Genomic DNA, 20,353 nt, shown 5'->3' with positions numbered 1-20,353 from the left:
CTGCCGTGTCCAGAAACGCCCGCGTTCGCGCGGGCGTTTCTGTTGCAAAGACCGCGCGGGCGTTTCTGTTGCAAAGACCGCGCGGGCGTTTCTGTTGCAAAGGACACAGTCACGCGGGTTCGGGGCGCGGTAGCTTCGCGGGCATGAGTTCGACCGCACATGATCATCCCCTGCCGCCACCGCGGGTCGAAGAGGTCTCCGACGGCGTCTACGCCTACATCCAGCCCGACGGGAGCTGGTGGATCAACAACACCGGGTTCCTGGCCGGGCGGCGCGGCGTGATCTGCGTCGACGCCTGCTCCACCGAGCGGCGTACGCGGCAGTTCCGCGAGGCCATCGGCAGGGTCAGCGACCGGCCGATCACCACGCTGATCAACACCCACCACCACGGCGACCACACGTTCGGCAACTGGCTGTTCCCCGAGGCCACGATCGTCGGGCACGAGGGCGTGCGTGCGCAGATCCTGGCCGACGGAGTCCCCACGTACCGCGCCGCGTGGTCGCCGGAGGTCGAGTGGGGCGAGCTGGAGCCGGCGCCGCCGTTCCTGACCTTCACCGACCGGATCACCGTGCACTCCGACGACCTGCGGTGCGAGGTCAGGCATGTCGGGTTCGCCGCGCACACGACCAACGACTCGTACGTGTGGATCCAGGAGCGGCGGCTGCTGTTCTCAGGGGACCTCGTCTTCAACGGCGGCACGCCGTTCGTGCTGATGGGCTCGGTCGTGGGGGCCATCGAGGCGCTCGCGCAGCTCAGGGAGCTCGGGGCGGAGACGATCGTGCCGGGGCACGGCGCGGTGTGCGGACCCGACACGTACGACCAGGTCGAGGGTTACCTGAGGTTCGTGCAGGAGACCGCCAGGCGTGGCCGGGAGGCGGGGCTGTCGCCGCTGGAAGCGGCCAGGGAGACCGATCTGGGCGAGTGGGGCGGCCTGCTGGACTCCGAGCGCATCGTGGGCAATCTGCACCGCGCGTACGCTGAGCTCGACGGGCAACCGCTGGGCGCGCCGATCGATCTGGTCGCCGCCGTGCTCGACATGATCACTTATAACGGCGGGCAGCCGCTGTCGTGTCTCGCGTGATGGGTGTGATCGCCATTACGCGGGTATGACGGTCGGCGTACTCGCCATTTGCCTGGAGGTCGTCATGGGTGTCGGGGTCAGCATTTTCTTCCTCACGCTCGGCGCCATCCTGAAGTTCGCCATCGATCCCAGAGTGTTCGGTGAGAGCGTCCGCATGGACGTCATCGGCGTCATCTTCATGATCGTCGGTGGCGTGGGTGTGGTGCTGAGCATCGTGCTGGCCCCGAAGCGGGGCCGCACCTCCGACGACCGGCTGATGCACCGGGAGAACAATCCGCCGGAGGTCTAGACGCTCAGCTGCGCCGCCGCCCGCGTCGCCAGGATGGGCTTGATGTGCTCGGCGATCACGGCCTGGTGCTGCGGGTGGTCGCGGTAGACGAGGTAGTCCTCGACGTTGTCGAAGTCGGCCACCACCGCGTATTCGTGGTTGCCCTGGTTGATTCCCGCGTCCGGGCCCACCGTGTAGGAGCGCAGCTGCGGGATGACTCCGGGCAGCTTGCGCAGCTCGGCCGTGACCGCGGCCTTCTGCTCGTCGGTGGCGTCCTCGGTCCACGTGAACAGCACGATGTGGCGAATCATGAGGAAACCCTATCGACATTCCGTCATGGCCAGGGTTATTCTCAGATTGAGATTGACTCAGATTGAGAAGGACGTGCTTCCGTGGCGGATTTCCTGGCCGACTACAACCCGCGGCACTACGCCCCGGTCGCGGTGACGGTCGACGTGGTGGCGCTGACCATCAGGGACCGGCGGCTGCACGTCCTCATCGTCGAGCGGGGCGTGGAGCCGTACGCGGGGGCGTGGGCGCTGCCCGGCGGGTTCATCAGGCCCGACGAGGAGCTGGCCGAGGCCGCCGTGCGTGAGCTGGCCGAGGAGACCGGCGTGGCCACCAGGCCTGCGCACCTCGAGCAGCTCGCCAGCTACGGCAGCCCCGGGCGGGATCCGCGGATGCGCGTGGTGTCGATCTCGTACCTCGCCTTCGCCCCCGACCTGCCCGACCCTCAGGCCGGCACGGACGCGGCCGCGGCCGTCTGGCACCCGGTGGACGACGTGCCGCCGCTGGCCTTCGACCACGGCCGCATCCTCGCCGACGGGATCGAGCGGGCCCGCTCCAAGCTGGAGTACACGCCGCTGGCCACGGCGTTCGCAGGGGAGCTGTTCACCGTCTCCGACCTGCGGCTGATCTACGAGACCGTGTGGGGCACGCCGCTGCACGCGGGCAACTTCCACCGCAAGGTCCTGTCCGTGCCCGGGTTCGTGGAGGGCACCGGCGAGACCACCGAGACGGGCGGCCCCAGGGGCGGGCCGCGCGCCAAGCTCTACCGCGCCGGCGACGCCCGGCTGCTCCACCCCGCGCTGCTGCGACCGGCGCGCGAGGAGGAAATCCGATGACCTCAAGGAGGAACACATGGGCAGCGGAATCTGGTCCGCGGACGTCTACTTCTCGGCCGCCCACTACCGCTCGGCCTCCGGCCGCAGCGCCTTCGCCTACAGCGACGAGGGCGCCAGGACGACCCACCCCGACCTCGACCCGTACGGCGTCACACGCGAGAGCCGCGACTCCGCCGAGCACCCGAACTCCCTGGCCATCTCCGTCCTGTTCGACGTGACCGGGTCGATGGGGCGGGTCCCGCGCATCCTGCAGAACAAGCTGCCCGACCTGCTGGGGCTGCTGCAGCGCAAGGGGTACGCCGTCGACCCGCAGATCATGTTCGGCGCGATCGGCGACGCCACCTGCGACCGGGCACCGCTGCAGGTCGGCCAGTTCGAGTCCGACAACCGCATGGACGACCAGCTCGGCCTGATCCTGCTGGAGGGCGGGGGCGGCGGGCAGATGACCGAGTCGTACGAGCTGGCCATGTACTTCATGGCCAGGCACACCTCGATCGACTGCCACGAGAAGCGGGGCAAGCGCGGCTACCTGTTCATCATCGGCGACGAGATGCCCTATCCCCGGCTCTCCGGGCGGGCGGCCAACGACGTCATCGGGGACCGCGTGCCCGGGCGGCTCCGGGTCGAGGACATCGTCGACGAGCTCGTGACCAAGTACGACACCTACTTCATCGTGCCGCGCGGGGCCAGCCACGCCGGCAACCGCGAGGTCCTGGCCGTGTGGCGGCGCCTGCTCGGCCAGAACGTGCTGGAGCTCGACGACCTCGACGCCGTGTGCGAGATCATCGCGCTCACGGTCGGGCTCGGCGAGCAGGCGATCGACCTGGACGAAGGGCTGGACCATCTGGTCGAGCTGGGCTCCAAGGCGAGCGGGTCGGTGCAGCGGGCACTCGGCAGGCGCTCGCCCCGGAGGCTCGGGCGCGGATGAGCGAGAACGTGATCGTCGTCGACCTCGGGTACGGCGACGCCGGCAAGGGCACCGTCGTGGACTGGCTGTGCGCCACACGGGACGTGCGCGCGGTGGTGCGGTTCAACGGCGGTGCCCAGGCCGGGCACAACGTGGTGCTGGCCGACGGGCGGCACCACACGTTCGCGCAGTTCGGGTCGGGCACGTTGCGTGGGGTGCCGACGCATCTGTCGCGGTTCGTGGTGGTCGATCCGCTGGCGTTGGCGGCGGAGGCGGCGCATCTGGAGCGGCTGGGGGTGGCGGATCCTTTCGCGCTGCTCACCGTGGATCGGGACGCGTTACTGGCGACGCCGTACCACGCGGAGGCCGGGCGGCGGCGGGAGGTGGCGCGGGGCTCTTCGCGGCATGGGTCCTGCGGTATGGGGGTGGGGGAGGTGATGGCGTACTGGCTGGAGCAGGGGGCTCTGGCGCCGCGCGCCGGGGATCCGCCGGGCGTGCTCGCGCGCAAGCTGCGCGTGCTGCGGGAGGCGTTGGGTGTGGCGGGGCCGCCTGTGGAGGACTGTGTGGACGCGTACCGGGCGTTCGCGGAGCGGGTGCGGCTCGTGGACTCCGCCTTCACCGCGCGGATGGTCTCGTCGGGGTCCGTGGTGTTCGAAGGGGCGCAGGGGGTTCTGCTCGACGAGAACTGGGGCTTCGATCCGTACACGACGTGGAGCACCACGACCTTCTCCAACGCGGAGGAACTGCTCGGCGGGGTGGGGGCGGTGCGGCTGGGGGTGCTGCGGACGTACACGACCCGGCACGGGCCAGGGCCGCTGGTGACCGAGGACCCGACGCTGGAGCTGCCCGAGCGGCACAACGTGACCGGGCCGTGGCAGGGGCCGTTCCGGTTGGGGCACTTCGACGCGGTCGCCCACCGGTACGCCGCCGAGGCGGCCGGTGGGGTGGACCTCCTCGCGCTCACCCACCTCGACGTGCCGGTTTCCCGGATGTGTATCTCGTACGATCCCCCGGTCTCCTTCGAGAGAGACATGGATCGAACCACGCGGATGATGCGGGCGCGGCCTGTTTACGAAGAGGGTGTATCAGACTGGGTCGCCGCGATCTCAGACGTCATGAAGGCGCCCGTGTGGATCGCATCGCACGGGCCTGCCGCGGAGAGCAAGCGCGCTCTCGTACCGGGCCCGCGGTGATCGCCGGGAGAGGGGTCCTCCCGGCGGTCACCGCCTCTCTGGCGGGTTGTCTGCCCTAGCTCCAGGCGATGATGCGGAGCGGGTCCTCCAGCATGTCGCCCACGTCGCGGAGGAACCGCGAACCCAGCTCGCCGTCCACGATCCGGTGGTCGAACGAGAGCGACAGCGTCGTCACCTTGCGGACCACCAGCTCGCCGTCCACCACCCACGGCATGTCCCGGACCTGGCCGAAGGCGAGGATGGCGGCCTCTCCCGGGTTGAGGATGGGAGTGCCGGTGTCCACGCCGAACACGCCGACGTTGGTGATCGTGATCGTGCCGCCGGACATCTCGGCCGGCTGGGTGCGGCCTGCCCGTGCCGTCTCCGTCAGCTGGGCCAGGTGCCTGGCCAGGTCGGGCAGTGAGAGGGCGTGGGCGTTCTTGATGTTGGGCACCACCAGGCCTCTGGGGGTGGCGGCGGCTATCCCGAGGTTCACGTAGTGCTTGACGACGATCTCCTGGGCCGCCTCGTCCCAGGAGGAGTTGATCATCGGGTGGCGCCTGGCCGCGGTCAGGACCGCCTTGGCCACCAGGAGCAGCGGGGAGACCTTGACGTCGGCGAAGTCCGCGAGCGTGCGCAGGCGGTGGACGGCCTCCATCGTCCTCGTCATGTCGAGCTGGAGGAACTCGGTGACGTGGGGAGCGGTGAAGGCGCTGGCGACCATGGCCTGGGCCGTCATCTTGCGCACGCCCTTGACGGGGATGCGCTCTTCCACCAGCTCTTCCGGGCCTTCCGGCGTCGTCACCGGCGCCTCCGCCGCCGCGTGGACGTCCTCCCGGGTGATCGATCCCTGCGGGCCGGTGCCGGTGATGGTGGTGAGGTCCACGCCGAGATCCTTGGCCAGCTTGCGGACCGGCGGCTTGGCGAGGACGGCCACCCGGCCGGGGGCCGCGGGGGCCGCGTCCGGTGTGCTTGGCGCGGGGCTGTCCATCGCCACACGGGACGGGCCGACGGCCGAGTCGGCGGGGATGTCGGCCGGGGTGCGTCTGCGGGGGCGGCGCTTCGTCGCGCCCGTCTTGACGCCGTAGCCGACCAGCACCGACTGGCGTTCCTCCTTGGGGGCCGGGCTGCCGTGGGCGCCGGGCTCGACGGCGCCCTCCGCCGGCGGCTCCGGGACCATGTCCTCGGCCAGGGCCTCGGCCCGGGCCTCCGCACCGCCGCCCCCGGCGGCCTCCTCGGCCGTGTCCACGGCGATGATCGGGACGCCCACGTCGACCGTCTGGCCCTCCTCGGCGAGCAGGCCCGCCACCATCCCGTCCCACGGGATCGGCAGCTCGACGATGGACTTGGCGGTCTCGATCTCGACGACGATCTGGTTGACCTTGACGGCGTCGCCCGCCTTGACGTGCCAGCGGACGATCTCGGCCTCGGTGAGGCCCTCGCCGACATCAGGGAGCTTGAACTCGCGTCGCATGAGAAGCCCCCTCTAGTACCCGAAGGTGCGGTCGACGGCCTCGAGCACCCTGTCCAGGTCGGGCAGGTAGTGCTCCTCCAGCTTCGAGGGGGGGTACGGGGTGGAGAAGCCGCCGACCCGCAGGACCGGGGCCTCCAGGTGGTAGAAGCACCGCTCGGTGATCCTGGCAGCGAGCTCGGCGCCGAACCCGCTGTTGACGGGTGCCTCGTGGACGACCACCACCCGCCCGGTCCGGCGTACGGAGTCCATGATCACCGGCTCGTCCAGCGGGTTGAGCGAGCGCAGGTCGATGACCTCCAGCGAGCGCCCGTCCTCCTCGGCGGCCGTGGCCGCCTCCAGGCAGGTCTTGACCATGGGACCGTACGCCAGCAGCGTGGTGTCAGACCCCTCCCGCACCACCGTGGCCGCGTGCAGCGGCGTCCACCAGTCGGTGGAGGTGGTGTCGATGTCGGCCTTCTCCCAGTAGCGGCGCTTGGGTTCGAAGAACAGGACCGGGTCGTCGCTGCGGATGGCCTGCTGGATCATGGTGTACGCGTCGGCGGGGTTGGAGCAGGCGACGACGCGCAGGCCGGCGGTGTGGGTGAAGTACGCCTCGGGGGACTCGCTGTGGTGCTCGACCGCGCCGATGCCGCCGCCGCACGGGATGCGGATGACGACCGGCAACTTGATCGCGCCCAGCGACCGCATCGGCATCTTGGCCAGCTGCGTGATGATCTGGTCGGCCGCGGGGAAGACGAAGCCGTCGAACTGGATCTCGCACACCGGCCGGTATCCGCGCAGCGCCAGTCCGATCGCGGTGCCGATGATGCCGGACTCGGCCAGCGGCGTGTCGATGACCCGGTCCTCGCCGAAGTCCTTCTGCAGCCCGTCGGTGACGCGGAAGACGCCGCCCAGCTTGCCGACGTCCTCCCCCATGATGAGGACCTTGGGGTCGTCCTCCATGGCCCGGCGCATGCCCTCGTTGAGCGCCTTCGAGAGGCTCAAAATCGTCATGACGCCTCCTTCGCCGGCGCCATGACAGTCGTGCTGCGTCCGATGGTGCCTTCGCTTCGCTCAGTCACGGAACCCCTCCAGGTAGGCGGCGAACTGGGCGCGTTCCTGGTCGATCAGGGCGTGGGGCTCGCTGTAGACGTGGTCGAAGATGTCGAGCGGCTCGGGGTCCGGCATGGCCAGGCAGCGCCGCCGCAGGTCGGCGCCAAGCTGGCCGGCCTCGCCGTCGACGGAGTCGAAGAACGCCTGGTCGGCCAGCTCGTTCCTGAACAGGTAGGCCTTCACCCGCTCGATCGGGTCCTTGAGCTTCCACGCCTCCAGCTCGCTGGCCACGCGGTAGCGCGTCGGGTCGTCGGTGGTGGTGTGGGCCCCCATCCGGTACGTGAACGCCTCGATGAGCGTCGGCCCCTGCCCGGTGCGCGCGGCCTCCAGCGCCTTCCGCGTCACCGCCAGGCAGGCGAACACGTCGTTGCCGTCCACCCGGATCCCCGGGAAGCCGAAGCCGGACGCGCGGCGGTAGAGGGGGATGCGCGTCTGCTTCTCCAGCGGCTCGGAGATGGCCCACTGGTTGTTCTGGCAGAAGAACACGATGGGCGCGTTGAACACGCTGGCCCAGATGAACGACTCGTTCACGTCGCCCTGTGAGGTGGCGCCGTCGCCGAAGTAGACGATCGTGGCGGCGTTGGCGTCGTCGCGCTGGATGCCCATCGCGTACCCGACCGCGTGCAGCGTCTGGCTGCCGATCACGATCGTGTAGAGGTGGAAGTTGTGCTCCTCCGGGTCCCACCCGCCGTGGTTGACCCCGCGGAACAGGCCCAGCAGCTTCACCGGGTCCACCGCACGGCACCACGCCACGCCGTGCTCGCGGTAGGTGGGAAAGGCCATGTCCGTGTCGGTGAGCGCGCGTCCTGAGCCGATCTGGGCCGCCTCCTGGCCCAGCAGCGAGGCCCAGATGCCGAGCTCGCCCTGGCGCTGCAGCGCCACGGCCTCCAGGTCGATGCGCCGGACGAGCACCAGGTCGCGGTAGAGGGACCGGACCTCGTCGGGGGTCAGGTCGATGTCGTAGTCGGGATGCTCGACCCGCTCTCCCTCGGGGGTGAGCAGCTGGACGAGCTCCGGGGGTGCGTCAGCACCGCGAGAGGCGTCGACTGTCACGTGCCACTCCTGTGCGGTCGGGGCCGGTCTCGATGGGGTTGCCACCCTAGGCCAGCCTTCCAAGCGATGAACCATGTGGTGGTGGTTCGTACGCGTTTGGGGACATCGTGGCAGACGTCACAGCCCTGCGCGCAAGCCCCATGTCCTCCCCGTTCCCGTTGTATAGGCAGCCACACGCCACCGGTAGGCTGGCTTTCCCAACCCCGCCTTACCCAGGAGGAACGCAGTGGCGCGCGTCATCGTGGACGTCATGCTGAAGCCCGAGATCCTCGACCCGCAGGGCCAGGCGATCGCGCGGGCGCTGCCCAGGCTGGGCTTCTCCGGCGTCTCCGCCGTACGTCAGGGCAAGCGTTTCGAGGTCGAACTGGAGGGCCCCGCCGACGAGGCGGCGCTCGCGGAAGTGCGCAAGATGGCCGAGACGCTGCTGGCCAACACGGTGATCGAGGACTACAGCGTCCGGGTTGAGGACTAGAAGGGAGATATGGCTCCCGGATTTCCCCTTGGGCGCTTAAAGCCGGGTTCGGACGTGCCACAATGCCACGGGCATGCCAACACTAAATAACAACAGCGTGATTTTGCGGTTAGCCCCGATTTCACAGGGAAACCTACTCCAGGTGACATTCTGGCGCCCGGAGGAGTCCGGTGGATATTGAGTTCTCGTTGGCACTGCCTCGGGATGCGATCGGCATACCGATGGTCAGGCGAGTGCTTGGTGATGCCATGCGTTCACTCAACGTGAGCGAGACCTGCATTGCCGACATGCTGCTCGCCGTGTCCGAGGCGTGCTCCAATGCGGTGCGGCACGGGGGACCCGCCAACCGCTACGAGGTGACGGCGTCGATCGGCTATGGCCAGTGCGACGTGCGGGTGGCCGACAACGGCAACGGTGTGCCGTCGATCCCGCCCCAGTTCCCCCCTCCCGACACCGAGAACGGCCGCGGCCTGCTGATCATGCGCTCCGTGGTCGACGAGATCTCCTTCGGCATCACGCCCGGCCGCGGCACGACGGTCCACCTGCGCAAGCAGCTCGACTGGGACGAGAGCGAAGACGCCCGTCACCGGGAGTTGGCAGTCGTTTGACCTGGGCGTCCACATGATGTGCGAGCCGATGCGGACCATGCGAGAGCACCCGATAACCTGAGTAGACCGCCGCAGACCACCGTCCGACCCCGAAGAGACGGTGGCGCGTGCGTGCGCATTCCTCGGAGGGGACGACTGTCATGAGCGCTGCCCGTGTGGGCGTAGTCACGTTTCCAGGAACTCTCGACGACCAGGACGCCGCCAGGGCCGTACGCCTCGTGGGCGCGGAGGCGGTCCCGCTGTGGCACGCCGACCATGACCTGAAGGGAGTGGACGCCGTGTTCCTGCCCGGCGGCTTCTCCTACGGCGACTACCTGCGCTGCGGCGCCATCTCGCGGTTCGCGCCGCTCATGGCCGAGCTCGTCCCCGCCGCTCAGGCGGGGCTGCCCGTGCTGGGCACGTGCAACGGGTTCCAGATCCTGTGCGAGGCGCACCTGCTGCCGGGCGCGCTGACCCGCAACGCCTCCCTCCACTACGTCTGCCGCGACCAGCGGCTCAGGATCGAGCAGACCGCGACCCCGTGGACCAACTCGTTCACGCCCGGCCAGGAGATCGTGCTGCCGATCAAGCACGGCGAGGGCCGCTACGTCGCCTCCGCGGACACGCTGGCCGAGCTGGAGGCCAACGGCCAGGTGGTCGTGCGCTACCTCGGCAACCCCAACGGCTCGCTCAGCGACATCGCCGGCATCCGCAACGCGGCGGGCAACGTGGTCGGCCTCATGCCGCATCCGGAGCACGCGGTCGAGGAGCTGGTCGGCGCGCCCAGCACCGACGGTCTCGGCTTCTTCACCTCCATTCTCAAGAACCTGGTGGACGCATGAGCACCGACAATGTGAAGCGGGCGGCGGAGACGCCCGACGAGCCGATGCCCTTCGCCGAGCTGGGGATGAAGCAGGACGAGTACGACCGGGTCAAGGTGATCCTGGGCCGCCGTCCGACCGGGTCCGAGCTGGCGATCTACAGCGTGATGTGGTCGGAGCACTGCTCGTACAAGTCATCCAAGGTGCATCTCAAGCAGTTCGCCACCAAGGCGCCCAAGTCCGACGCGCTGCTGGTGGGCATGGGCGAGAACGCCGGCGTGGTCGACATCGGTGACGGCTGGGCGGCCACGTTCAAGATCGAGTCGCACAACCACCCCTCGTACGTCGAGCCGCATCAGGGCGCCGCCACCGGCGTCGGCGGGATCGTCCGCGACATCATGTCGATGGGCGCGCGCCCGATCGCGGTCATGGACTCGCTGCGCTTCGGCGGCGCCGACGCCGTGGACACGCGCCGGGTGCTGCCCGGCGTGGTCGAGGGAATCAGCCACTACGGCAACTGCCTGGGCCTGCCCAACATCGGCGGCGAGGTCGTCTTCGACCCCTGCTATATCGGCAACCCGCTGGTCAACGCGCTGTGCGTGGGCCTGCTGCGCAAGGACCAGATCAAGCTCGCCACCGCGCCGGGGCCCGGCAACAAGGTCGTGCTGTTCGGCGCGTCCACGGGTCCGGACGGCATCGGCGGCGCCTCGGTGCTCGCGTCGGCGACGTTCGAGGACGAGTCGCACGCCAAGCGGCCCGCCGTGCAGGTGGGCGACCCGTTCATGGAGAAGCTGCTCATCGAGTGCTGCCTGGAGCTGTACGCGGCCGACGTGGTCGTCGGCATCCAGGACCTCGGCGCGGCCGGTGTCTCCTGCGCCACCACCGAACTGGCCGCCAAGGGCACCGGCGGCATGCACGTCGACCTCAACCTGGTCCCGCTCCGCGACCCCTCGCTCCGGCCCGAGGAGATCCTCATGAGCGAGTCGCAGGAGCGCATGATGGCCGTGGTGCGGCCGGACGACATCCCCGCGTTCATGGCCGTCTGCGAGAAGTGGGACGTGCCCGCCGCCGTCATCGGCGAGGTCACCGACACCGGGCGTCTGGTGATGACGTGGGACGGCGAGGTCATCGTCGACATCCCGCCGGGCACCGCCGCCGACGAGGGGCCCGTCTACGAGCGCCCCTACCACGAGCCGGCCGGGCAGGCCGCGCTCAACAACGACGCCCCGGACCGCCTGGAGCGGCCCGCGGACCTGCGGGCAACCCTGCTCCAGCTGCTCGCCTCCCCCAACCTGGCTTCCAAGGAGTGGGTGACCTCCCAGTACGACCGCTATGTCCGCTCCAACACCGTGCTGGCCCAGCCGGCGGACGCGGGCATGGTGCGGATCTCCGAAGTCGTGGTGCCGGAGCGCAGGAGCTCGGCAGGAGAGAGCGGGCCTGCGATGCCAACGAGTGCCGAAGCGGGCGCGACCATCGAACACGCGGAGCCGACGACTCGCGGCATCGCGCTGGCCACGGATGGCAACGGCCGCTACGCCAAGCTCGACCCGTACGCGGGCGCGCAGCTCGCGCTCGCCGAGGCGTACCGGAACGTGGCCGTCACCGGCGCCATGCCGCTGGCCGTCACCAACTGCCTCAACTTCGGCTCCCCCGAGGACCCGGAGGTCATGTGGCAGTTCGCCGAGGCCGTGCGCGGCCTGGCGGACGCGTGCCGGACGCTGGGCGTGCCGGTGACCGGCGGCAACGTCTCCTTCTACAACCAGACGGGCGCGACGGCCATCAACCCGACGCCGGTCGTGGGCGTGCTCGGGGTCATCGAGGACGTGGCCAAGCGGGTGCCGTCCGGGTTCGTCGCGGAGGGTCTGCGGGTGGTGCTGCTCGGCGACACGCGCGAGGAGTTCGGCGGCTCGGAGTGGGCGCACGTCGCCCACCGCCATCTGGGCGGCCTGCCGCCGCGGGCGAACCTGGAGGCGGAGCGGGCGCTGGCGACCGTGCTGGTGGAGGCCGCCCGCCGCGGGTTGCTCGAAGGGTCGCACGACCTGTCGGACGGCGGCCTGGCCGTGGCGCTGGCCGAGTCGTGCCTGGCGCGCGGCGTCGGGGCGACCGTGACGCTTTGCGGCGACCCCTTCGTCGACCTGTTCAGCGAGTCGGCCTCGCGGGCGCTGGTCGTGGTGCGGCCGGAGGCGTACGAGGAGTTCGCGTCGCTGTGCGGGCGAAACGATGTGCCGTGCTACGGGCTCGGGCGCACGGGGGGCTCGTCGCTGGTGGTGGAGGACATGTTCGAGGTGCCCGTGGAGGAACTGCGGGAAACGCACGAGGCGGCGCTTCCCGCGCTGTTCGGCTGAGGCGTTCCGAAAGTGGGCCGGCACGGGTGTCCGTGTCGGCCCTCTCGGGTTACTGCTTCTTCATGCAGATCACGTAGACGGTGCCGCTGACGGAGGCGCCGTGGTTGCCGCTGTTGGCGGTGCTCACGTCGCCGGGCTTGGGGGTCTCGGTGGCGGTGGCTCCGTAGGGGCCGCTGCCGTTGTCGTCCTTGACCACCTTCACCGTCCAGCCGTCGTCATCGTTCGGCATGCTGCTCATGACGACGGCGTTCTTGAGCGTGGCGAAGGAGAAGCCGCCGCCGGTCGCGTTGCCACCCTGGGAGCAGGAAGCCGTCGCGGAGCCGATCGAGTTCAGGGACGCGGTCTTGGTGTAAGTCGTGTACGTGGCGCCGGTGCCCGGGTCGCCCTTCGGGCCCTGCGGACCTGTGGGGCCGCGGTCACCCTTGGGGCCCTCGGGACCGGTCGCGCCCTTGGGACCCTGCGGGCCGGTCTCGCCCTGCTTGCCGGGAAGACCGTCCTTGCCGTCCTTACCGGGGAGGCCGTCCTTACCGTCCTTACCGGGGAGGCCGTCCTTACCGTCCTTACCGGGAAGGCCGTCCTTACCGTCCTTGCCGTCCTTGCCCGGCAGGCCCTGCTCCCCCTTGGGGCCCTGCGGACCGGTCTCGCCCTGCTTGCCCTGGAGGCCAGGCTTACCCTGAGGACCCGTCAAGCCCGTGTCGCCCTTGGGGCCCTGGGGCCCGGCCGGGCCGCGGTCGCCCTGCTGGCCGGTCTGGACGGTGGTCGTGGACTCGCCTCCGCCGCCGATCAGGATCCGTTCCTCCGTCTTCCGGCATTTGGTCGACGGGTTGACGATGCGGGCGTAGCGGGATTTCTTGTGCACGCAGGCGTGCACCTCATTGGCCGCCGACGAAGCGGTGGCGACCCCGCCGACGGCGAGGAGCGAGGCGGCGAGCGCGCCGGCGGTAGCGAGAGTGAGCGTACGCCCACCACGAACCTTGATGGCCACAGCTGTCCTTCCGGGGACCGAGTGTTACTCATGTTGTGCATGAGATTCACGTTTCAACCGTTCCAAGGGGTGACAGCAACCACATAACGCATTCATCACGAAACACAGAGTTACTGACTAGGTTGACCGATTGTCGCCGACCCAAGTGAGTAAGGCGACGGCTGCGAGGGCCGCCGCACAAGGCGACGCCTGCGAGGGCCGCCGCACTGAGGAACGCGGCATGGACACGAATCAGGAACACCGCGCGGGGTGAGTAAAAGGACGCGTTGGCGGCGGCGATCTCGGATGGATAATCGGTCTGTGCCAACCGCCGATCCTTCCCCCTACCTGCCACCGGCCACGCAGCCGGTCCGTGGCGTCGTCTGGGGGATCCACCTGGTCCTGCCGCTGCTGGGCCTGTGGCTGCTGCTCACCAACCCGAAAATCGACATCGAATGGCACCACAACCCCAGCCACTTCTGGATGATCATTGCGGTGGCCGGCGTCAACGTGGCGCTCGGCGCGATGATCAGCGAGGCGTCGCGGCGTCGCCAGGACGCCCGGCTGTTCCTGGTGTCCATGGTCTTCCTGAGCAGCGCCGGGTTCTTCCTCATGCACGGCCTGGCCACGCCTCAGATCATCCTGCCGCTCGGCTCGCTGGGCTTCGACATAGGCCAGCAGGTGGGGCTCTCGGTCGCGGCGGTGTTCGCGTTCACCTCGGCCCTGCCGCTGGGTGAGCAGAGCGCCAAGCGCGTGCTGGGCTCGCAACATTTCGTCCGGGCGGCGCTCGGCGGCTTCATGATTATTTGGGGCATCGCGTCGCTGGTCCCGGGGCTGACCCCGCTCAGCGACCCGCCCGCGCAGGCACCGGTCCCCTGGCTGGTGTGGGGGTCCATTCCCGGCGTCCTCCTGTACGGCGCGGCGAGCGTGATGATGTTCCTCCTGCACAAGCGGCGGCCGTCGGCCATGCTGATCAGCCTCATCACCGCGTACGCGCTGCTGGCCGAGTCGATGATCGCCGGGATGTCGCAGCGCAACTGGCATCTGTCCTGGTGGGAATGGCACCTGCTGCTCACCCTGGCCTTCGTCTTCGTGGCCTACAGCGCCTACCTGCAGTTCCGGCGCGAGGGGTCGAGCGGGGGCCTGTTCGACTCGGTGACGCTGTCGGCCACCGTGCGGCGCATCCAGCGAGACTACGACCAGGCGCTGGAGGAGATGGTCGAGCACGTACGGCGGGGGGAGCCGCTGGCCGCGACCCGCATGTCGGGCAAGTTCCGGCTCAGCGAGGGCCAGGCGGCGGTGCTCGACCGGGCCGGCGAGGCGCTGGCCAACGAGCGTGAGCTGTCCGAGCGCCTGGCCGCGCTGGTGGACGTGAGCGCCCAGACCAAGGTCGGCCTGCCGGAGAACGAACTGCTGGCCTCGTCGCTGGAGCGGGTGCGGCAGGCGTACGGGGACGTCAAGATCGCGCTCGTCGCGGACGGAAAGACGCAGATCGGCTCCCGCGTCTACGCGTTCGCCGACAGCGACCCGATCCAGCGCGACCAGCTCCTGGCCTTCCCCCTGACGGTCAAGGGCAAGCTGGCGGGCGTGCTGGAAGTGCCCGTCGGCCGGACGCGCCAGGACGGGGTACTGGCCGCCACCCTGGCCGGGCAGCTGTCCCTCTCCCTGGAGAACGCCCGCCTCTACCAGGAGCTGCACACGCTGTTCCACCAGTACATGTCGCCGGACGTGGCGCACGCGCTGCTGGCCGACCCCGCGCAGGCGGAGCTCGGCGGCCAGGTGAAGGAGCTGACCGCGCTCTTCGCCGACCTCAAGGGCTTCACGACGTTCTCGGAGAAGGTCACGCCCGGCGAGATCGTGGAGATGCTCAACCGCTACCACACGTCTGCCGTCCCCCGCATCCTCAACAACGGCGGCACGATCGTGCAGTTCGTCGGCGACGCGCTGCTGGCGCTCTTCAACGCCCCCGCCACGCAGGCCGATCACGCCAGGGCCGCCTGCAAGGCCGCGCTGGAGATGCAGCGGGCCGCGGCCGAGATCGCCGAGGAGATGTCCTGGAAGCGGGTGGACGACGTCCAGTGGCCCACGTGGCGGGTGGGCATCAACACCGGTCCCGCGCTGGTGGGCAACATCGGCAGTCCCGAGCTGCGCGGCTTCAACGCGATGGGTGACTGCGTGAACGTGGCCGCCCGGCTCGAGGGCATCGCCGAGCCCGGCACGGTGGTCATCGGGGAGACGACGCTCAAGCAGCTGGGCCAGGGTGCGGAGGTCACTCCTCTGGGGCAGCTCAGCCTCAAGGGCAAGGAGGAGCTCGTGACCGCGTACGTTCTGACAGAAATGGCATAGATGGCCGGACCTTTGTACCGACATAATCAGGCGCATGGATTCAGAGCACGGCGAGTTCCTGTCCATGCTCATTGACGAGGACGTGCAGGCCCTGCGCGCGGCCGGCCGGTTGCGGCGGTGGGACCGAGGCACGACCGTGATGACCGAGGGCGACACGTCCGACTGGGTGCTCGTGCTGCTCGAAGGCCGGGTGAAGGTGTCGTCGCACACGACCAGCGGGACCGAGGTGGTGCTCGCGGTACGCGGCCCGGGCGGGCTGCTCGGCGAGCTGTCGGCCATCGACGGGTCGCCGCGCTCGGCCACCGTGACCGCGCTGGAGCCGATCAGCGGCATCGTGGTCCGCGACTTCCCCACCTTCCTGAGCAACCACGGGCGGATCGCGGTGCTGCTCATGCAGCTCGTCAGCGGGCGACTGCGGGACGCTGACCGCAAACGCATCGAGTACGGCGCGTTCGACACCACGGGCCGGGTCGCGACGCGGCTGATCGAGCTGGCCGAACGGTACGGCGAGAAGACCAACAGCGGCGTCCGCGTGGCGCTGCCGCTGTCGCAGGACGAGCTGGCGGGGTGGACGGGCGCGTCCCGCGAGGCCGTCAGCAAGGCGCTGCGCACGCTGCGCGACCGCGGGCTGATCGAGACCGGCCGGCGACGCGTGGTGATCCACGATCTCGAAGGGCTGCGCAAGCGCGCGCGGTAACCCCCAGCACAAAACGGACGTACGTCGTACGTCATAGTGGAGGGCATGGTCGCGGTCATCCCCCAAGACGACAGCCGCCTCCGTTACGCCTGGCGGGTCTGCTCGGTCACCAGCCTCGGGCTGGTCCTCATCGGCATCGCCGGCAGCACGCTCAACGTCGCGCTGCCCACCGTGGTGCGGCACTTCCAGGCCAGCGCGCTGGAGTCGAGCTGGATCCTGCTGGCGTTCCTGCTGGTCAACACGGCGAGTCTGGTGTTCTTCGGCCGGGTGGCCGACCTGCTCGGCCGGCGGGAGGTGTACCTGACCGGGTTCGCGCTGTTCACCGTGGCCTCGCTGCTGGCCGGGTTGTCGCCTGACGTGTGGTTCCTCATCGCGATGCGGGTGGTGCAGGCGGTCGGGGCGGCGATGATCCTGGCGAACGGCACCGTGATCATCACCGACGCTTTCCCTCCGGAGCGGCTCAGCCAGGGCATGGGCGTCTACATCGGCACGCTGTCGGTGGCGCAGCTGGCCGGGCCTACCCTGGGCGCGCTGATCGCGGAGGCCGCGGGGTGGCAGTGGATCTTCTGGGTGAACGTGCCGGCCGGGCTGATCGCGCTGATCTGGGGTGCGGTGATCTTACGCCCGATGCCCCGCGGGGCGCGCGAGCCGGTGGACGCGCTGGGCAACGTGCTGCTGTTCGCGGCCTTGTCGGCGTTGTTGCTGACGCTGTCGGAGGCCGGCTCGCGGGGGCTGTCCAGTCCTGTGGTGGTGACGGGTGCGGCGGTGTTCGCGGTGCTGGTGCCGCTGATCGTGGTGGCCGAGCGGCGCTCCGCCAACCCCGTGCTCGACCTGCGGCTGTTCGGCGGGCGGCTGCTGGCGTACGCGAACGCGGCCTCGTTCTGCAACGCGCTGGCCCGCTCGGCGCTGATCCTCGTGGTCGCGCTGAACTTCCAGGCGGTCCGGGGGCTGGGCGCGTTCGAGGCGGGGTTGAGCGTGTTGCCGGTGCCGGCCGGGATCGGGCTGGCCTCGCCGCTCGTGGGCCTGCTCGGGCGCAAGGTGTCGCCGTACGCGCTGTCGATCGGCGGGGCGGTGCTGAGCGCCGCCGGGCTGGGCACGCTGATGCTGACCGCCGATCCGCGTACGCCGTACTGGGTGATCGGGATCGGGTTGTTCGTGGCCGGCTGCGGCAGCGGCACGTTCCTCACGGGCAACACCACGCAGGTCATGCGGGCGTTGCCGAGCGGGAGCCTCGGGGTGGTCAACGGCTTCCGCGTCATGATCATGAATATCGGGATCGTGATCAGCGTCGGGCTCTCGCTCAGCGTCCTGACCAGCAGCGTGGGGCCACGGCTACGCGCCCAGGTCTACGCGGGCACGCTGTCCGAACTGTCCCCGGTGGCGGTGGGGCAGCTCGTGGACGGGTTCCAGCGGGCGTACGCGGTGCTGTTCGCGGTGGCCGTCGCGGGCGCGCTCCTCGCGGCTCTGGCACGCCCGCAACGCCCTCACCGGTAGCGGGCCTGGCCCGTGCCCGGGACGACCTCGCCCAGCACCCAGGCCGTCAGACCCCGGCCCCCGAGCAGGCGGATGGCGGCGTCCACCGCGTCCGGCGCGACGATGGCGGCCATGCCCACACCCAGGTTGAACGTCCGGTCCATGTCCTGCTGCGCCACCCGTCCGTAACCGGCCAGGACTCCGAAGATCGGCTGAGGGGTCCAGGACGACCGGTCCAGCAGGGCGTCCAGGTGGCCGGGCATCGAGCGCGACAGGTTGCCCTCGACGCCACCGCCCGTGATGTGCGCGTAGGCGTGAACCTCGGCGGAGCGGGCCAGCTCCAGGCAGTCGAGCGAGTAGATGCGCGTGGGCTCCAGAAGTTCCTCGCCGAGCGGCCGCCCCAGCTCGGGCAGGACCGTGTCGAGGGACAGCGCGGCCTCGCGCAGGATGTGGCGGACCAGCGAGTAGCCGTTGGAGTGCACGCCGGAGGAGGCCAGCCCCAGCACGACGTCGCCCTCACGGACGCGCTCGGGCCCCAGCATGGCGGACGCCTCCACGACGCCCGTGCCGGCCCCCGCCAGATCGTACTCGTCCGGCCCCATCGCCCCCGGGTGCTCGGCCGTCTCGCCGCCCACCAGTGCGGCTCCGGCCAGGCGGCAACCTTCGGCCACGCCGCCGACGATCTCCGCGATGCGCTCGGGGACGACCTTGCCGCAGGCGATGTAGTCGGTCATGAACAGTGGCTCGGCCCCGCACACCACCAGGTCGTCCAGGACCATGCCGACCAGGTCGATCCCGATCGTGTCGTGCTTGCCGTACCGCTGGGCGATCATGACCTTGGTGCCCACGCCGTCGGTGGAGGTGGCCAACAACGGACGCTGGTAGCGCAGCAGGGCCGAGGCGTCGAAGAGGCCGGCGAAGCCGCTGGCGTCGTCGACCACCTCGGGCCGCCGCGAGGCCGCCACCTTGTCCTTCATCAGGTCGACGGCGCGCTCGCCGGCCTCGATGTCGACCCCGGCCGCCTCATACGTGCTCACGCTTTGGTCTCCAACACGAACTTGCCCACGTTGTCCTGATCGATGGGAATGGGGTAGGAGCCGTCGAAACAGGCCATGCAGAGGCGGTCGGCGGGGATGGTGGTGGCCTTGGTGAGGCCCTCCAGGGAGATGTAGCCGAGCGAGTCGGCGCCGAGCGAGGCCCGGATCTCCTCGACCGTCAGCGAGCCCGCGATCAGCTCGGCCCGGGTGGCGAAGTCGATGCCGTAGAAGCACGGCCAGGCCACCGGAGGCGAGGAGATGCGTACGTGAACCTCACGTGCCCCCGCCTCGCGCAGCATCTTGACGATGGCGCGCTGGGTGTTGCCGCGCACGATCGAGTCGTCCACGACGACGAGCCGCTTACCCTCGACGACCTCGCGCAGCGGGTTGAGCTTCAGCCGGATGCCGAGCTGCCGGATGGTCTGGGAGGGCTGGATGAAGGTGCGGCCCACGTAGGAATTCTTGACCAGACCTTGGCCGTATGGGATCCCGCTCTCCTGGGCGTAGCCGACGGCGGCCGGGGTGCCGGACTCGGGCGTGGGGATGACCAGGTCGGCCTCCACCGGGTGCTCGCGGGCCAGCTCGCGGCCGACCTCGACCCGGGTGACCTGCACGCCGCGACCGGCGATGGTGGTGTCGGGGCGAGCGAGATAGACGTACTCGAACAGGCAGCCCTTCGGCTCGGCCAGCGCGAAGCGGCGGGATCTGACGCCGCGCTCGTCGATGGTGAGCAGCTCGCCGGGCTCGATCTCGCGGACGAAGGTGGCGCCCACGATGTCGAGCGCGGCCGTCTCCGAGGCCACCGCCCAGCCCCGCTCCAGCCGGCCGAGCACCAGCGGGCGGATGCCCTGCGGGTCGCGGGCGGCGTAGAGCGTCTTCTCGTCCATGAAGACGAGTGAATAGGCGCCCTTGACCTGCGGGAGCAGCTCGGCGGCCGCGTCCTCGATGGAGCGGGTGCGGTCCTGGGCCAGCAGCGTGGTCAGGACCTCGGTGTCGGTGGTTGCCCTGGTGGACCCCGGGGCGAGGCGCTGGGCCAGCTCCGGGGTGTTGATCAGGTTGCCGTTGTGCGCGAGCGCGAGCCCGCCGACGTCCGTGGAGCTCAACGTCGGCTGCGCGTTCTCCCACACGCTCGATCCGGTCGTGGAGTAGCGGCAGTGGCCGATGGCCAGGTGTCCGCGCAGGGTGCCCAGCACAGACTCGTCGAAGACCTGGGCCACCAGGCCCATGTCCTTGTAGACGAGAATGCGGCTGCCCTCGCTGACCGCGATGCCCGCGGACTCCTGGCCGCGGTGCTGCAACGCGTACAGCCCGTAGTAGGTGAGTTTGGAAACTTCCTCGCCTGGCGCCCAGACGCCGAAGACGCCACAGGCGTCTTTAGGTGCACGGTCGTGGGGGTCCAGGTCATGGCCGAGCCGGCCGTCGCCCTTCAGCACATGCCT

At 69.9% G+C, this 20,353-nt stretch carries 19 protein-coding genes; 12 read left to right on the top strand and 7 right to left on the bottom strand.

The window, feature by feature from the left end:
- The first annotated feature begins 143 nt into the window (after positions 1 to 143).
- On the top strand, positions 144 to 1,082 hold the full coding sequence (locus ACIBX3_RS52395) for an MBL fold metallo-hydrolase (RefSeq protein WP_397128273.1): 939 nt from the start codon (positions 144 to 146) through the stop codon (positions 1,080 to 1,082).
- A 25-nt stretch (positions 1,083 to 1,107) separates the two neighbouring features.
- On the top strand, positions 1,108 to 1,371 hold the full coding sequence (locus ACIBX3_RS52390) for a hypothetical protein (protein WP_397128272.1): 264 nt from the start codon (positions 1,108 to 1,110) through the stop codon (positions 1,369 to 1,371).
- On the opposite strand, the gene ACIBX3_RS52385 is transcribed toward ACIBX3_RS52390, so the two are convergent.
- Positions 1,368 to 1,661, bottom strand: a complete 294-nt coding sequence (locus ACIBX3_RS52385; protein WP_397128271.1) for a Dabb family protein — start codon at positions 1,659 to 1,661, stop codon at positions 1,368 to 1,370. The two genes, ACIBX3_RS52390 and ACIBX3_RS52385, sit on opposite strands and share 4 nt — an antisense overlap.
- Before the next feature lie 81 nt (positions 1,662 to 1,742).
- Between ACIBX3_RS52385 and ACIBX3_RS52380 the strand changes: the two genes are divergently transcribed.
- From ACIBX3_RS52380 to ACIBX3_RS52370, 3 genes are read left to right on the top strand one after another with little or no spacing between them, the layout of a single operon-like run.
- A complete protein-coding gene (locus ACIBX3_RS52380) occupies positions 1,743 to 2,474 on the top strand; it encodes an NUDIX domain-containing protein (RefSeq protein WP_397128270.1) in 732 nt (243 codons plus the stop codon).
- Positions 2,475 to 2,490: 16 nt separating this feature from the next.
- Complete coding sequence (locus ACIBX3_RS52375) at positions 2,491 to 3,402, top strand: hypothetical protein (RefSeq protein ID WP_397128269.1); 912 nt, start codon at positions 2,491 to 2,493, stop codon at positions 3,400 to 3,402.
- Positions 3,399 to 4,574 carry an adenylosuccinate synthetase gene (locus ACIBX3_RS52370; RefSeq protein ID WP_397128268.1) on the top strand — a complete coding sequence of 392 codons (1,176 nt, stop codon included), beginning with the start codon at positions 3,399 to 3,401 and terminating at the stop codon, positions 4,572 to 4,574. The genes ACIBX3_RS52375 and ACIBX3_RS52370 overlap by 4 nt, the downstream gene beginning before the upstream one ends.
- 55 nt (positions 4,575 to 4,629) lie before the next feature.
- On the opposite strand, the gene ACIBX3_RS52365 is transcribed toward ACIBX3_RS52370, so the two are convergent.
- The 3 genes from ACIBX3_RS52365 to pdhA are packed head-to-tail and all read right to left on the bottom strand — an operon-like array spanning position 4,630 to position 8,172.
- On the bottom strand, positions 4,630 to 6,027 hold the full coding sequence (locus ACIBX3_RS52365; protein ID WP_397128267.1) for a dihydrolipoamide acetyltransferase family protein: 1,398 nt from the start codon (positions 6,025 to 6,027) through the stop codon (positions 4,630 to 4,632).
- Between the two features lie 12 nt (positions 6,028 to 6,039).
- Positions 6,040 to 7,020, bottom strand: a complete 981-nt coding sequence (locus ACIBX3_RS52360) for an alpha-ketoacid dehydrogenase subunit beta (RefSeq protein WP_397128266.1) — start codon at positions 7,018 to 7,020, stop codon at positions 6,040 to 6,042.
- Positions 7,021 to 7,080: 60 nt separating this feature from the next.
- Positions 7,081 to 8,172, bottom strand: a complete 1,092-nt coding sequence (pdhA, locus tag ACIBX3_RS52355) for a pyruvate dehydrogenase (acetyl-transferring) E1 component subunit alpha (RefSeq protein ID WP_397128265.1) — start codon at positions 8,170 to 8,172, stop codon at positions 7,081 to 7,083.
- 226 nt (positions 8,173 to 8,398) lie between these two features.
- On the opposite strand from pdhA, the gene purS reads away from it, so the two are divergent.
- The 4 genes from purS (at position 8,399) to purL (ending at position 12,397) form a co-directional block, all read left to right on the top strand.
- The gene (gene purS / locus ACIBX3_RS52350) at positions 8,399 to 8,644 is read left to right on the top strand and encodes a phosphoribosylformylglycinamidine synthase subunit PurS (protein WP_397128264.1); all 246 of its coding nucleotides are present in this window, start codon (positions 8,399 to 8,401) and stop codon (positions 8,642 to 8,644) included.
- 170 nt (positions 8,645 to 8,814) lie between these two features.
- Positions 8,815 to 9,252: an ATP-binding protein gene (locus tag ACIBX3_RS52345; RefSeq protein WP_397128263.1), complete on the top strand. Its 438-nt coding sequence runs from the start codon at positions 8,815 to 8,817 to the stop codon at positions 9,250 to 9,252.
- A gap of 140 nt (positions 9,253 to 9,392) precedes the next feature.
- Complete coding sequence (gene purQ, locus ACIBX3_RS52340; protein WP_397128262.1) at positions 9,393 to 10,073, top strand: phosphoribosylformylglycinamidine synthase subunit PurQ; 681 nt, start codon at positions 9,393 to 9,395, stop codon at positions 10,071 to 10,073.
- A complete protein-coding gene (gene purL, locus ACIBX3_RS52335; RefSeq protein WP_397128261.1) occupies positions 10,070 to 12,397 on the top strand; it encodes a phosphoribosylformylglycinamidine synthase subunit PurL in 2,328 nt (775 codons plus the stop codon). The genes purQ and purL overlap by 4 nt, the downstream gene beginning before the upstream one ends.
- A 49-nt stretch (positions 12,398 to 12,446) precedes the next feature.
- On the opposite strand, the gene ACIBX3_RS52330 is transcribed toward purL, so the two are convergent.
- On the bottom strand, positions 12,447 to 13,382 hold the full coding sequence (locus ACIBX3_RS52330; RefSeq protein ID WP_397128260.1) for a hypothetical protein: 936 nt from the start codon (positions 13,380 to 13,382) through the stop codon (positions 12,447 to 12,449).
- A gap of 300 nt (positions 13,383 to 13,682) precedes the next feature.
- Here ACIBX3_RS52330 and ACIBX3_RS52325 point away from each other — a divergent pair, with 300 nt between their 5' ends.
- Genes ACIBX3_RS52325 through ACIBX3_RS52315 form a run of 3 tightly spaced genes read left to right on the top strand, consistent with a single transcriptional unit; the run spans position 13,683 to position 17,898 of the window.
- A complete protein-coding gene (locus ACIBX3_RS52325) occupies positions 13,683 to 15,707 on the top strand; it encodes an adenylate/guanylate cyclase domain-containing protein (RefSeq protein WP_397128259.1) in 2,025 nt (674 codons plus the stop codon).
- Positions 15,708 to 15,741: 34 nt separating this feature from the next.
- Complete coding sequence (locus ACIBX3_RS52320; protein WP_397128258.1) at positions 15,742 to 16,404, top strand: Crp/Fnr family transcriptional regulator; 663 nt, start codon at positions 15,742 to 15,744, stop codon at positions 16,402 to 16,404.
- A 45-nt stretch (positions 16,405 to 16,449) separates the two neighbouring features.
- A complete protein-coding gene (locus ACIBX3_RS52315; RefSeq protein WP_397128257.1) occupies positions 16,450 to 17,898 on the top strand; it encodes an MFS transporter in 1,449 nt (482 codons plus the stop codon).
- On the opposite strand, the gene purM is transcribed toward ACIBX3_RS52315, so the two are convergent.
- Together purM and purF are read right to left on the bottom strand one after the other, a co-directional pair.
- A complete protein-coding gene (gene purM / locus ACIBX3_RS52310) occupies positions 17,889 to 18,914 on the bottom strand; it encodes a phosphoribosylformylglycinamidine cyclo-ligase (protein WP_397128256.1) in 1,026 nt (341 codons plus the stop codon). The genes ACIBX3_RS52315 and purM overlap by 10 nt on opposite strands.
- Positions 18,911 to 20,347: an amidophosphoribosyltransferase gene (gene purF, locus ACIBX3_RS52305; protein WP_397128255.1), complete on the bottom strand. Its 1,437-nt coding sequence runs from the start codon at positions 20,345 to 20,347 to the stop codon at positions 18,911 to 18,913. Before purF ends, purM begins: the two co-directional genes overlap by 4 nt.
- Between the last annotated feature and the right edge of the window lie 6 nt (positions 20,348 to 20,353).

This window comes from Nonomuraea sp. NPDC049480, assembly GCF_044465905.1.
Lineage (GTDB): Bacteria > Actinomycetota > Actinomycetes > Streptosporangiales > Streptosporangiaceae > Nonomuraea.
This window is presented reverse-complemented; position numbering and strand designations above follow the sequence as displayed.